Origin of the sequence: Geothrix paludis, from assembly GCF_022808815.1 — a bacterium.
GTDB lineage: Bacteria > Acidobacteriota > Holophagae > Holophagales > Holophagaceae > Geothrix > Geothrix paludis.
On sequence record NZ_JAKZLC010000004.1, the window covers coordinates 397,335 to 409,387 of the forward strand.

General features: G+C 69.0%; 11 protein-coding genes. 5 read left to right on the forward strand and 6 right to left on the reverse strand.

Annotation, left to right across the window (positions count from 1 at the left end):
- Positions 1-85 precede the first annotated feature (85 nt).
- From MLE64_RS12295 to MLE64_RS12305, 3 genes are read left to right on the forward strand one after another with little or no spacing between them, the layout of a single operon-like run.
- Positions 86-1,480: a heterodisulfide reductase-related iron-sulfur binding cluster gene (locus MLE64_RS12295; protein WP_243318004.1), complete on the forward strand. Its 1,395-nt coding sequence runs from the start codon at positions 86-88 to the stop codon at positions 1,478-1,480.
- Positions 1,477-2,049, forward strand: coding sequence for a DUF3501 family protein (locus tag MLE64_RS12300; protein ID WP_243318005.1), 573 nt, complete (start codon positions 1,477-1,479; stop codon positions 2,047-2,049). Before MLE64_RS12295 ends, MLE64_RS12300 begins: the two co-directional genes overlap by 4 nt.
- 7 nt (positions 2,050-2,056) lie before the next feature.
- Positions 2,057-2,689, forward strand: a complete 633-nt coding sequence (locus MLE64_RS12305) for a YceH family protein (RefSeq protein WP_243318006.1) — start codon at positions 2,057-2,059, stop codon at positions 2,687-2,689.
- Here MLE64_RS12305 and MLE64_RS12310 read toward each other — a convergent pair.
- From MLE64_RS12310 to MLE64_RS12320, 3 genes are all read right to left on the reverse strand, one after another.
- The gene (locus MLE64_RS12310) at positions 2,686-3,141 is read right to left on the reverse strand and encodes a barstar family protein (RefSeq protein WP_243318007.1); all 456 of its coding nucleotides are present in this window, start codon (positions 3,139-3,141) and stop codon (positions 2,686-2,688) included. The genes MLE64_RS12305 and MLE64_RS12310 overlap by 4 nt on opposite strands.
- On the reverse strand, positions 3,141-3,566 hold the full coding sequence (locus MLE64_RS12315) for a guanyl-specific ribonuclease (protein WP_243318008.1): 426 nt from the start codon (positions 3,564-3,566) through the stop codon (positions 3,141-3,143). The genes MLE64_RS12310 and MLE64_RS12315 overlap by 1 nt, the downstream gene beginning before the upstream one ends.
- A gap of 66 nt (positions 3,567-3,632) precedes the next feature.
- Entirely contained in the window at positions 3,633-4,952 is a 1,320-nt protein-coding gene (locus tag MLE64_RS12320; RefSeq protein ID WP_243318009.1) for an MFS transporter, read from the reverse strand.
- 237 nt (positions 4,953-5,189) lie between these two features.
- Here MLE64_RS12320 and MLE64_RS12325 point away from each other — a divergent pair, with 237 nt between their 5' ends.
- On the forward strand, positions 5,190-6,857 hold the full coding sequence (locus MLE64_RS12325) for a M4 family metallopeptidase (protein ID WP_243318010.1): 1,668 nt from the start codon (positions 5,190-5,192) through the stop codon (positions 6,855-6,857).
- A 97-nt stretch (positions 6,858-6,954) separates the two neighbouring features.
- Positions 6,955-7,674, forward strand: coding sequence for an FYDLN acid domain-containing protein (locus MLE64_RS12330; RefSeq protein ID WP_243318011.1), 720 nt, complete (start codon positions 6,955-6,957; stop codon positions 7,672-7,674).
- A gap of 33 nt (positions 7,675-7,707) precedes the next feature.
- Here the strand turns inward: MLE64_RS12330 and MLE64_RS12335 are convergent, their stop codons facing one another.
- Genes MLE64_RS12335 through MLE64_RS12345 form a run of 3 tightly spaced genes read right to left on the reverse strand, consistent with a single transcriptional unit; the run spans position 7,708 to position 11,977 of the window.
- A complete protein-coding gene (locus tag MLE64_RS12335) occupies positions 7,708-9,639 on the reverse strand; it encodes an APC family permease (protein ID WP_243318012.1) in 1,932 nt (643 codons plus the stop codon).
- 21 nt (positions 9,640-9,660) lie between these two features.
- Positions 9,661-11,550, reverse strand: coding sequence for an APC family permease (locus tag MLE64_RS12340; RefSeq protein WP_243318013.1), 1,890 nt, complete (start codon positions 11,548-11,550; stop codon positions 9,661-9,663).
- A 16-nt stretch (positions 11,551-11,566) separates the two neighbouring features.
- Positions 11,567-11,977, reverse strand: a complete 411-nt coding sequence (locus MLE64_RS12345) for an EamA family transporter (RefSeq protein ID WP_279343072.1) — start codon at positions 11,975-11,977, stop codon at positions 11,567-11,569.
- Positions 11,978-12,053 lie beyond the last annotated feature (76 nt).

A 12,053-nucleotide genomic window follows, 5' to 3' on the forward strand; every position in this document is an offset into this window, starting at 1 on the left:
GCGAAGAACCGCGAATAGAAAGCCTTGCTTGGCGTCCTTCGCCACCTTCGCTCTTCGCGTTCCAAAGGTCTTTTGAGGCAGAGCCATGGCCGAACGCTACGAGATGGGCGACCAGGCGCGCCCGCACACCACGCCGGGAGAGCGCATCAGCTACGTGGCCGGGAAGGGCACCACCTACGACGCCGCGGATCCCCGCTACTGGGACGAGGCCTTGCTGAAGGAGGAGGTGGAGCGGGCCTTCGAGATCTGCCATGGCTGCCGCATGTGCTTCAAGTACTGCGACACCTTCCCAGGCCTCTTCGCCCTGCTGGACGAGAGGCACCACGGCGATGTGCGTGCCCTCACGAAGGCCGAGCGCGACGGCGTCATGGACGACTGCTTCCAGTGCAAGCTCTGCGAGGTGCAGTGCCCCTACACGCCCCGGGAGGGCCACGCCTTCGCCCTGGACTTCCCCAAGCTTGTCCACCGCTACCAGGCCCAGCGCCGGAAGCGCGAGGGCGGCACCCTCCGCAATCGGCTCCTGGGCGACCCGGACCTCTCCGCGAAGCTGGCGCGGGCTTCCTTTGGCCTGGCCAACACCATGAACCGGGTGGCGATCCACCGCTGGTTCATGGAGAAGGCGCTGGGCATCCACCGGGAGGCCCACCTGCCGGACTTCGCCTCGGCCACCTTCGAGGCCTGGGCCGAGAAGAGCGGGCGCATCCAGGCGCAGCCCGGCGCCGAGGCCGTGCTCTTCCAGACCTGCATCGTGCAGAACAACGAGCCCCAGCTCGGCAAGGACACCCTGGAGGTGCTGGAGAAGAACGGCTGCCGGGCGGGCTGCGTGAAAGGGCTCCAGTGCTGCGGCATGCCGGCCTGGGAGCACGGCGACCTGGACAGCCTCCGGAAGCAGGCCCACGCCAACCTGGATGCCCTCATGCCCCACGTGGAGGCGGGTTCGCTGGTGCTGGCCATCAACCCCACCTGCGCCATGATGCTGCGCCAGGAGTACCCGGAGCTGTTGGAGGGCGAGGACCGCGAGCGCGCGAAGAAGCTCGCCGCCGCCGTGCGCGACCCGGCGGAGTTCCTCTGGTCCATCCGGAACGAGCCCCGGGCCAACTGGAGCTTCGAATCCAGCCCGGGCCCCATCGCCTACCACGCCCCCTGCCACCTCCGCGCCCAGCGGGTGGGCTTCAAGGGCCGCGACCTGCTGAAGAAGATCCCTGGCGTCTCCATCGCCTCTGTGATGGAGTGCTGCGGCCACGACGGCACCTACGCCATGCGCGCCGAGACCTACGAGGCCAGCCGGCGCGTGGGCCAGAAGGCCTTCGCGGGCATGCAGGCCGCGGAAGAGGCGGCGGTCTGGGCCACGGAGTGCCCCCTGGCGGGCATGCAGTTCGAGCAGCACGCCGGGCGGCGGGCCCTGCATCCCATGACTATCCTCGCCCGGGCCTACCGCAAGGACGGCTTCCCGAACCCCATCGCCCCGGAGACACCATGACGGCGAGGGTCGAGCGCGCCGAGATCCTGGACTTCCTCACCTACACCGATCGGCGGGACGCCATCCGGGCCTCGGCCATGGCCGCCAAGGACCTGCGGCGGGTCCACCTGGGCGAGCACCTCACCCTGCTCTTCGAGAACCGGGAGACCATCCGCTACCAGATCCAGGAGATGGTGCGGGCCGAGCAGATGGTGCGCGAATCGGACATCCAGCATGAGCTGGACACCTACAACGCCCTCCTCGGCGGCGAGGGGGAACTGGGTTGCACCCTGCTCATCGAGATCCCCGACGCGGCCCTGCGTCCCGCGCTCCTCCGCCGCTGGCGGGGCCTTCCGGGCCACCTGCACCTGACCTTCACGGACGGCAGCCGCGAGGCGGCCCGCTTCGATGCGACCCAGATGGACGAGGCCCGCCTCTCCTCCGTGCAGTTCCTCATCTTCCCCGTGGGCGACCGCGTCCCCTCGGGCCTGGAGGTAGACCTGCCGGAGCTCGCGGCCGGCACCTCGCTCGGCCCCGCCACCCAGCGGGCCCTGCTGGAGGACCTGGGGCGGCTTCCTCTGGAGGCATAATGCGTCCATGCCCGATCTCGACCTCGCCCCCCTGGAGTGCCGCATCCTCGGCTGCCTGCTGGAGAAGCAGCTCAGCACGCCGGACGTCTACCCGCTCTCGCTGAACGCCCTGGTGAACGCCTGCAACCAGTCCAGCAACCGGGAACCCGTGCTGGCGGTGCCGGAGGCCGAAGTCCAGGCGGCGGCGGATGCGCTCATGGCGCGGGGCCTGGTGGAGACCTGGCCGGGCCGGGTGACGAAGTTCGCCCACACGGCCAAACCCACCTGGAACCTCTCCGTGCAGGAAGCGGCCCTGCTGGCGGAGCTGCTGCTGCGGGGCCCCCAGACGCCCGGCGAGCTGCGCACGAACACGAAGCGCATGTACGCCTTCCCCGATCTGGCGGAGCTGGAGGGCTGCCTGGCGGCCCTGATGGAAGCCGAGCCCCCCCTGGCCCTGCGCCTGACCCGCGCTCCGGGCGCCCGGGAGGCGCGGGTGGCGCACCTGCTCGCGGGCCCGGTGGCGGCCGAGGCCGCTCCCGCCAGGCCCACCGTTCCGGCCGCACCCGGCCGGGTGGAGCAGCTGGAAGCCGAGATCGCTTCGCTGCGCGAGGAGCTGGCGGACCTCCGCCAGGCCTTCGAGGCCTTCAAGGCCCAGTTTTAGAGATCTCCGTAGGCCACATTCAGGGCCCGGAGGCCGGCCACCAGGTCCCCCCGGCGAGCGGGGTCCACCTGGAACACCAGGTGAAAGGGCTGGGGGGCGAGATCCTCGGCAGCATCAGCCAGGACAGCCATCAGCGTGACCCCATCCTCCGGCGGCGCGTCCTGAAGGAGCTGGTCCGCCTCCAGCACCAGGAAGGCGCCGCCCTCGGGCAGGTCCGAGAGGCAGTCCCGCAGGCTGTCCCAGGTGCCGCCGAAGTGGGGCGGAAACTGCGCCGCGGCCGCCCATTCGTCCAGGAGGCCCTGGCGGGTCCGCATGCGGTCGCCCCGCAGCCAGCGGAGCATCCGGCCCGTCTCCACGGGCGCGGCATCCACCAGAGCGGAGGCAGACCCGGACCACACATGCACGCGGGGCCGCTGGGTCGAGGCCAGGAAGGACCAGTCCACGCCGGCCATCACTTCACCTCGGTGAAGGTGCGGTAGTGGTCCGCCGTGTACCAGGCCCGGCCGTCGCTGCCCGTCACCAGGCGTTCGGCGCCGCGGTTGCGCCCCTCGGCCTTGGGGTGCACGTCCCACTCCCGGTACTCGAGGCGCTTGCGGCGGGCGTCGTAGCGGGGCAGCACCCCTTCGTAGTTCCCGAAGACGCGCCCTCCGATGTACCCCGGCGGGGCGTAGCCGTGCTGACGGACATAGGCCAGGGTCTCCCGGGCCGGCGCGGGAATCGGGTCGTTCGGCGGGGCCTGCCGCACCTGGGCCGGCGGCTGGGCCGATGGCTGGGTTGGAGACGCCGCCTCGGGGCCGCAGGCCAGCGGGGCCACCAGGGCGGCCAGGAGCGCCAAGCCACCGGCCAGGTGCGCGAGGGTCCTCCGCCAGCAGGTCATGGGCGCTCCGGAATGGGCCTCCAGTCTATCCGGGCTCTCCCGGGGGTGGCAGGCCTTGCGGGGTGATCAGGCCTTGGAGGACCCGGCTTCCAGGACGCCGCCATGCCGCTTGTCCGCCCGCAGCAGGAGGAAGGCGAAGACGAGTCCCGCCAGGCCCAGCCCCGCGAACATGATCTGGGTGGAGGTGTAGGTGCCCGTCACGTCCCGCAGCTTGCCGTTGAGGTAGGGGAACAGCGCCAGGCCCAGGTTCTGGATGGCGGTCATCAGGCCGAAGGCCGTGCCCACCCGGTTCTCCTCCACCACTAGGGGCACCGAAGGCCACATGGCGGCGGGCACCAGTACGAAGGCCGCGCCCAGCATTACCATCATCGGGATGGGATTCCAGTGGGTGATGCCCATCAGGAGGTGGGCCGGGATCATCAGCAGGGAGCCCACCACCATCAGGGAGGCGCGCCGGCCCAGGCGATCCACCAGATCCCCCGCGAAGGGCGCGAAGAACATCGAGGCGGCGATGGCGATGCTCGTGATTCCCGGCGCGGTGCTGAACATGTGGGTGAAGTTGTAGAACACCCGGGCCAGGAAGCCCCCGTTCGTGGCGTTCACGAGGGGGAGGCCCCACTTGTCGTGGAACATGTCCGTGGAGAGGGCGGTGAACGGGAAGATGGCGCTGTAGAAGGTCACGCAGAGCAGCACCACGAACCAGTAGGACGAGGTGAACTTCTTGACGTCGGCGAAGACGATCTTGTCGCCGGCGCCGGCTTTCGGCAGGGACAGTTCGCGCTCGCCGTGCCGGTCCATGGCGATGAAGACCAGGTTGCAGACCACGGAGAAGAGGCAGAGGAGCGCCGCCGCCCAAAGGGCCGTGCGGAAGCTGTGGAAGTGGTCTGCGATGAGCTCCTCGGTGTTGAAGGAGAACAGCGTGCCCACGCGGCTGAGGGTCAGCGCGATCCCGAAGGCCATGGCCATCTCCTTGCCCTTGAACCAGCGGCTGATGATGGCGCTCTGGACCACGATGAGGGATTCGGAGCCGGCGCCGAAGATCAGCCGTCCGAAGATGAGCATCCACTTGCCCTTCGCCACCGCCACGATGACCGCGCCCAGGAAGACGAGGGTGCTGAACAGCAGGCTGGCTTTGCGGGGCCCCAGCTTGTCATAGAGCATGCCGCCGAAGAACACGATGGCGATGGCGGCCACGGAATAGGCCGTATAGAGGTTGCCGATGGTGCTCCGGTCGAGGTTCAGTTCCCGCATCAGCGTGGTTTCGAGGGCCCCGATGCTGTCGTAGGCGAAGTAACTCCCCAGCACCAGCAGGCTGATGAAGATCAGGATCGTGAACCGGTAGAGCCGGGAACTCGGATGGAAGGCGCCGGGAATCGCGGGGGTCATCGTGGGGTCCTCAGGTGGGCCAGGGCGACAGCGGAAACAAGGGGGAAAGCCGGGACGGTTCGGTTCCCCGATGGTGACAGGGGCCTCCCCAAACCTCGCAAATAGAATTGATTCTCATAAAAATTCATAACTCTTAACAGGGGTGATTTGCCTTCTGCCGCCTAGGATTCATCCACGCACCCCAGTCCTTGTCATCCCCATCCACCCATCCGGAGCTCAGACTCCCTGGAGGTCACCATGCCATCCCGTCTCACCCTTCGCCTCGCCGCCGCCGCGCTCCTGGTGGTCCCGGCCTTCGCCGCCCGTCCCGTGGACAGCCCTCTCGCCAACGAGGCGGCCCGCCACCTGGACGCCCGCGTCTTCCAGCTGGGCCTGGACCGGAACGCCGGCTTCGCCACCAAGAACATCCTGGAAGAGGCCACCGGCGACGCCCACGTCCGCATGAACCAGTTCTACAAGGGCGTGCGTGTGTTCGAGGGCGAGACCATCGTCCACATGCGGGGTGGCATTGTCACCGGCCGCACGGACGCCCTGGTCCGCGGCCTCAACCTGAATGTGACCCCCACCCTCGGCGCCTCCGAGGCCCTGGCCGTGGCCCACCAGTCCCTGGCCCCCAAGGGCGCCTACGCCCACACGCCCACCTCCGAGCTCGTGGTGGTGACCGTCGGCCAGCCCACCCTGGCCTACCACGTCCACACGGAGCTGGAGAACGGCGCCGAGGAGACCCGCCACACCGACTTCCTCGTGGACGCCCACAGCGGCGCCATCCTGGAGCAGTGGAGCACCCTGCACACCACCGCCGCCAACGGCACCGGCAACAGCCAGTACTCCGGCGTGGTGACGCTGAACACCAACAGCCTGGCCAGCGGCTACGAGCTGCGGGACACGGTCCGCGGCATGAACTTCGACACCCGCGACCTGAACCACGCCACCAGCGGCAACGGCACCACCTACACCGATGCCGACAACACTTGGGGCGACGGGCTCAACTACAACGGCGGGGCCACCACCTCCGCCAACGGCCAGACCGCGGCCGTGGACGCCCACTACGGCGTGGGCCTCACCTACGACTACTACAAGAACATCTTCGGCCGCAACGGCATCGACGGGAACGGCACGGCCACCTACAGCCGCGTGCACTACAGCAGCGCCTACGACAACGCCTTCTGGTCCGACAGCTGCTTCTGCATGACCTACGGCGACGGCTCCTCCTTCAAGTCCCTCGAGTCCATCGACGTGGCCGGCCACGAGATGAGCCATGGCGTCTGCGCCCGCACCGCCAACCTCACCTACCGCGGCGAGTCCGGCGGCCTGAACGAAGCCAACTCCGACATCATGGGCACCATGGTCGAGTTCATGGCCCACGGCGGCGGCACCACCACCGTGCCCAACTACACCAACATCACCTCGACCATCAACGTCTACTGGACGGGCGCCACCACCCCCACGCCCTCCACCAGCAAGGCCGTCCCCGCCGCGAACTACCTGATCGGCGAGCAGCTGGCCACCAGCAAGTACACCAGGCCCCTGCGCTTCATGTACAAGCCCAGCCTGGACGGCTCCAGCCCCGACGCCTGGTCCAAGACCCTCGGCCGCCTGGATGTCCACTACAGCTCCGGCGTGGCCAACCACTTCTACTTCCTGCTCTCCCACGGCAGCCAGATCGACAGCTTCTCCGACGGCGTCCAGTCCCCCATGGCCAACGGCGTCACCAGCGTCGCCGGCGTGGGCAACGACAAGGCCGCCCGCATCTGGTTCCGCGCCCTCACGGTCTACATGACCAGCAGCACGAACTACGCCGGCGCCCGCACCGCCACCCTCAGCGCCGCCACGGACCTCTACGGGGCCGGGTCCGCCGAATACAGCTCCGTCAACACCGCCTGGCTCGCGGTGAACGTGAAGTAGCTCCTCCGCTCCGCCTGCAGCGCCCCGGCCCCGGCCGGGGCGCTCTCGTATGGGCCGCCCTTCCCCCGAAACCGCCCCTGGCCGATAGTGGTGCATGATGACCGCCTCCACCCGGCGCACCTGCCCCAGCTGCCAGACCCGCCTCTCCCCCCTCGCGGCGGAGTGTCCGGAGTGCGGCCTGGCCCTGGCGCCGCCGCGGCAGGGGCGTCCCATGCTCTTCCAGGCCTCGGCCCTGGCCCAGGTGCCCCTCGAGGCCTCCCCCCGGGCCCTGACCGCCCCCGCCCTGGGCCGGGTGCCGGAGGTGGCGGTGGAGGTGGCCCCCGAGGAGCTGCAGCGCTCCGACGCCGGCGATCCCCTCCCCGCCCCCGGGTTCCACCCCCAGGCCACCCTCGGGATCCAGGACCCCAGCTCCAGCTTCTGGCCCCTGGTGAAGGTGGAGGCCACCGAGGCGCTCCTGCTCATCCTCGTCCAGGGCCTGGCCCTGGTCCTCCCGGCCTGGGCCCTGGGCATCTCCCCCCTGCGGCTTCTCGCCGGGGCCTGGCCCTTCGTGGTGCCCTACCTGTTCGCGACGTCCTGGATCCTCTTCATGGCGCCGCTGGTGCTCACGGGCCAGTCTCCCCTCATGGCGCCCTTCGGGGTGACCCTACCGGAGAACGCGCCCGAGCGGCGCATCACCTTCTCGCTCGTGCACCTCATCTCCGTGGCCTGCTTCCCCCTCAGCTTCCTCTGCATGGTGCTGAGCCCCAGGCACCAGACCCTGGGGGAGCTGCTCAGCGGCCAGGAGCTGCTGACGCGCCCCACGGGCCGGATGCGCTGAGGGACGCGTCTCCCTGCTCGGATCTACTGAGGCTTACTGGGGCAGGTGCATGGGCACGGACGTGACGATCACGCCGGGCTTCACGAGCAGGGCCGCCTTGATGCGCAGGGCGCTCTGGTTGTGCAGGAACTGCTGCCACCACTTGGGGGCGATGAACTCCGGCAGGATGACCGTGAGGACCAGCTCGGGCTCCGCAAGCCGGATGCGGTCCACCTCCGCCAGGATCGGCTCCACGACCTTGCGGTAGGGGCTTGGGATGCAGCGCAGGGGCACGCCCATGCCGTAGATGGTCCAATCCGCCCGCAGCTTCTCCATGGCCCTGCTCTCCCGGACGCCGTCGGAGCCCAGGTCCACCGTGAGGGCCTCCACGCGATCCCCGGCGACGTGGCGGCCGTAGAGCAGGGACTGCACCACGCCCCGGTGGATGCTGTTCACCAGCACCAGGGCGTGGTGCTTGGTGGGCAGGGTGGCGTCCGTCCGGCTGGCGGCCAGCTTGCCCTTCACGCCGACATAGTGGCGGCGGATGTTGAAGTGCACCACCACCAGGGCCGGCACCAGCAGGATCACGATCCAGGCCCCGTGGATGAACTTGGTGACGGCGATGTCCAGCAGCACCACGAAGGCGGTGATGGCCCCCAGGCCATTGATGGCCGCCTTCAGGTGCCAGTGGCGGCCCCGGACCTTCCGCCAGTGGGCCACCATGCCCGTCTGGCTGATGGTGAAGCCCATGAACACGCCCGCGGCGTAGAGGGGCAGCAGGATGTCCGTGTTGGCATGGAAGAGCCAGACCAGCACCCCCGAGAAGAAGAAGAGGATGAGGATGCCGTTGGAGAACACCAGGCGGTCGCCCTGGCTCGCGAACTGGCGGGGCAGGAACCCGTCCCGGGCCTGGAGTGCCGCCAGCCGGGGGAAATCCGCGAAGGCCGTGTTGGCCGCCACCACCAGGATGGCGAAGGTGAAGCCCTGGACCACGTAGTAGACCAGCTTGGGGAACCCGTGGCTGATATCCCCCAGGATGGCCTTGTTCAGCTTGGACAGCAGCGTCTCGGCCACCACCGCGGGATCCGCGCTGTGCTGGTAGGTCACGCCGAACCGGTGGGCCAGGAGCGTGATCCCCAGGAACATGACCGCCAGCAGCCCCACCATCCACAGCATGGTCTTGGCGGCATTGGGGCCGGCGGGGTCCCGGAAGGCCGTGGTGCCATTGCTGATGGCCTCCACGCCGGTCAGGGCGGTACATCCGGCGCTGTAGGCCCGCATGAAAACCCAGGCCATGGTGAGGCCCGCCAGGTGCGTGCCCTGCTCCACAGCCGCCTGAGCCTGGACCGGCGAAGGCCCGCCCGCGATCACCAGCCTCAGCGTCCCGTAGCCGAGCACCACGAGGATGCTGATGACGAAGCCGTAGGTGGGGATGGCGAACAGGCCGCCGCTCTCCTTGACCCCACGGAGGTTCATGAGGGCGATGAAGCCGATGGCCGCCAGGGTCAGGGCGACGTTGTGGCCCTCCAGGGCCGGCAGGGCCGCCGTGATGGCCGCCACGCCCGAGGAGACGGACACGGCCACCGTCAGGATGTAGTCCAGGAGCAGCGATGCGCCGGCGGTCAGGGCGGCGAGGTCGCCCAGGTTCTCCATGGCGACGATGTAGGCGCCGCCGCCGCCGGGATAGGCGAGGATCGTCTGCCGGTAGCTGACGGCCAGGATGGCCAGCAGCGCCACGATGCCCAGGGCCACCGGGATGGACCAGCCGAACATGGCGTAGCCAGCGGCTCCGGCCAGGGCCCCGGCCCCGAGGGCGTGGCCCATCGTGCTGGACAGGGACGCCATGATCTCCTGGGTGGCATAGGCCACGGAGGACAGGGCGTCGGAGCTGAATACCGCCAGGGCGACGGGATTGCTGATCTTGGTGTGCTGCGTCTCTTCGCTGGAGAGCCGACGTCCCAGCAGGATCCGCCTCAAGCTCTGCATCCGTGTCTCCCGGACAGAACGCTACTCCAGTATGGGCTCCAGGTGGTAGGGGATCGAGATCACCACGGTCTTGGGCTTCATGAGCAGGGTGCCCTTGATGCGCCAGGCGGTCTGGTTGTGCAGGAGGTTGGCCCACCAGTGGCCCGTGACGAATTCCGGCAGGATCACCGTGATGGTGTACTCCGGCTCCACGCGGCGCATGCGGTCCAGCTCCTCCACGATGGGCTCCACGATCTTGCGGTAGGGGCTGCGGATGGACCGCAGGGGGATGCCCTCGCAGTACCGCGGCCAGTCGGACCGCAGCTTCTCCAGGGCCGCGCTGTCGCGGCCGTGCTCGTCCGGGAAATCCACGGTGAGGGCCTCCACCTCGCCGTGATCCGCGATGACCTTGGCGTAGTTCAGGGACTGCACCACGCCGGAGTGGATGCCGGAGACCAGCACCACCACGCGGTTCTTGCGGGGCGTGATGAAATCCGCCCGGCTGCCGGCCAGGATGGACTTCACGCGGATGTAGTGCCGGTGGATGTTGAAGAAGGTCATCACCATGAGGGGCAGAACCAGCACCACCACCCAGGCCCCGTGGGTGAACTTCGTCAGGATGATCACCGTCATGACGACCAGGGTGGTGAGGCCCCCGGCGCCGTTGATGAGCGATTTGAAGACCCACCGGCGGCCGCGGAGCTTCAGCCAGTGCCGGACCATGCCCATCTGGGACAGCGTGAAGCCCAGGAAGACGCCCACGGCGTAGAGCGGCAGCAGGTGATGCTCACGGGCGTTGAAGATCCACAGGAGGACGCCCGAGAGGAAGGACAGGATGAAGATGCCGTTGGAGAACACCAGGCGATCGCCCTGGCTGGAGAACTGGCGGGGCAGGAAGCCGTCGCGGGCCATCATGGCCGCCAGGCGCGGGAAGTCCGCGTAGGCCGTGTTGGCCGCCAGGCAGAGGATCAGCATGGTGAAGGCCTGCATGAGCAGGTAGGTGATGTGGGGAAGCCCCGGGCCGTTCCCGAGGATCCGGTGCTCCAGCATGGACAGCAGAGATTCGCCCTCGCCGGTGTACATGATGCCGAAGTGGTTGGACAGCCAGGTGATGCCCAGGAACATGGCGCCGAGCATCAGCACCATGGCGATCATGGTCTTGCCCGCGTTCCGCGCCGTGGGCTCTCGGAAAGCCGAGACGCCGTTGGAGATGGCCTCCACGCCCGTGAGGGCCGTGCAGCCGGCCGCATAGGCCTTCATGAACACCCAGATGGCGATCCAGCCCGGCAGGGGCGGCGCCACCACCGCGTGATGTTCTCCCGCCGCCACGCCTCCCGCGAAGTAGCGCCAGAACCCGAGCGCGATGATCGCGAACATGGAGATCACGAACCCGTAGGTCGGAACGGAGAACACCGCCCCGCTCTCCTTCACTCCCCGCAGGTTGATCAGCCCAATGAAGGCCACCACCGCCAGGGCGAGGGCCACCCGGTGGGCGTCCGCCCCGGGAAAGGCGCTGGTGATGGCGGTGACGCCGGCGGAGACGCTCACAGCCACCGTCAGCACGTAGTCCACCAGCAGGGAGGCGCCCGCCACCTGGGCCGGCACCTCGCCCAGGTTCTCCTTGGCCACGATGTAGGCGCCGCCCCCGCTGGGATACGCGAAGATGGTCTGCCGGTAGCTGATGGTGAGGATGGTCAGCAGCAGCACGATGCCCACGGCCACGGGCCAGGACCAGGACAGCACCGCCGGCCCGAAGGCGGCCATGGCCATGTAGGGCCCCAGGGCGGCCATGATTTCGCCGGTGGCGTAGGCCACGGAGGAGAGGGCGTCGGAGCTGAACACCGCCAGGGCGACGGGGTTGCTGATGCGGGCCTCGTGGCTTTCCTCGCTGGCGAGGCGGCGGCCCAGCAGGAGGCGTCGGACATTGGCCATGTTCAAGGCTCCTGGTTCAGCGGGCCATCAGCCAGAGGCCGGAGAGGGTGGCCACGAGTCCCACCAGCTTGGAGGGCTGGAGCTGCTCGCGGAAGAGGAGGAAGGCCATCAGGGCCACGAGGATGAAGTTCGCATTCATGATGCCCACGCCCACGGCGGCCTTGGCGCCCCGAAAGAAGCTTTCGTTCACGGCGATCAGGGCCGCCGCGGTGGCGATCCCGGCCACCAGGGCCCAGACCGTGGCTCCGGCGGGCGCGCCGGGGCGCCCGCGCCACAGCCAGTAGGCCAGCGCCAGGGGCACCTCGCCGGCCACCACCCAGAAGAGGACCGCCGCGGGCGGCAACCCGTGGTGACCCGCGGCCTTCATGCCCAGGTTGCCCAGGCCCATGAGGACCATCGCCGCCATTGCCCAACCCAACCACGCCATACCCGGCACACCCCAAAGGAACCCATTATGGGGGCAGGCGCAGGCTGTGGCGACAAGGGTTGACGGACGCCACAGG

What these genes read in the sequence shown, in the direction of transcription:
- MLE64_RS12295 (WP_243318004.1), top strand. Translation starts at nt 86, where the DNA reads ATGGCCGAACGCTACGAGATGGGCGACCAGGCGCGCCCGCACACCACG.
- MLE64_RS12300 (WP_243318005.1), top strand. Translation starts at nt 1,477, where the DNA reads ATGACGGCGAGGGTCGAGCGCGCCGAGATCCTGGACTTCCTCACCTAC.
- MLE64_RS12305 (WP_243318006.1), top strand. Translation starts at nt 2,057, where the DNA reads ATGCCCGATCTCGACCTCGCCCCCCTGGAGTGCCGCATCCTCGGCTGC.
- MLE64_RS12310 (WP_243318007.1), bottom strand. Translation starts at nt 3,141, where the DNA reads ATGGCCGGCGTGGACTGGTCCTTCCTGGCCTCGACCCAGCGGCCCCGC.
- MLE64_RS12315 (WP_243318008.1), bottom strand. Translation starts at nt 3,566, where the DNA reads ATGACCTGCTGGCGGAGGACCCTCGCGCACCTGGCCGGTGGCTTGGCG.
- MLE64_RS12320 (WP_243318009.1), bottom strand. Translation starts at nt 4,952, where the DNA reads ATGACCCCCGCGATTCCCGGCGCCTTCCATCCGAGTTCCCGGCTCTAC.
- MLE64_RS12325 (WP_243318010.1), top strand. Translation starts at nt 5,190, where the DNA reads ATGCCATCCCGTCTCACCCTTCGCCTCGCCGCCGCCGCGCTCCTGGTG.
- MLE64_RS12330 (WP_243318011.1), top strand. Translation starts at nt 6,955, where the DNA reads ATGACCGCCTCCACCCGGCGCACCTGCCCCAGCTGCCAGACCCGCCTC.
- MLE64_RS12335 (WP_243318012.1), bottom strand. Translation starts at nt 9,639, where the DNA reads ATGCAGAGCTTGAGGCGGATCCTGCTGGGACGTCGGCTCTCCAGCGAA.
- MLE64_RS12340 (WP_243318013.1), bottom strand. Translation starts at nt 11,550, where the DNA reads ATGGCCAATGTCCGACGCCTCCTGCTGGGCCGCCGCCTCGCCAGCGAG.
- MLE64_RS12345 (WP_279343072.1), bottom strand. Translation starts at nt 11,977, where the DNA reads ATGGCGTGGTTGGGTTGGGCAATGGCGGCGATGGTCCTCATGGGCCTG.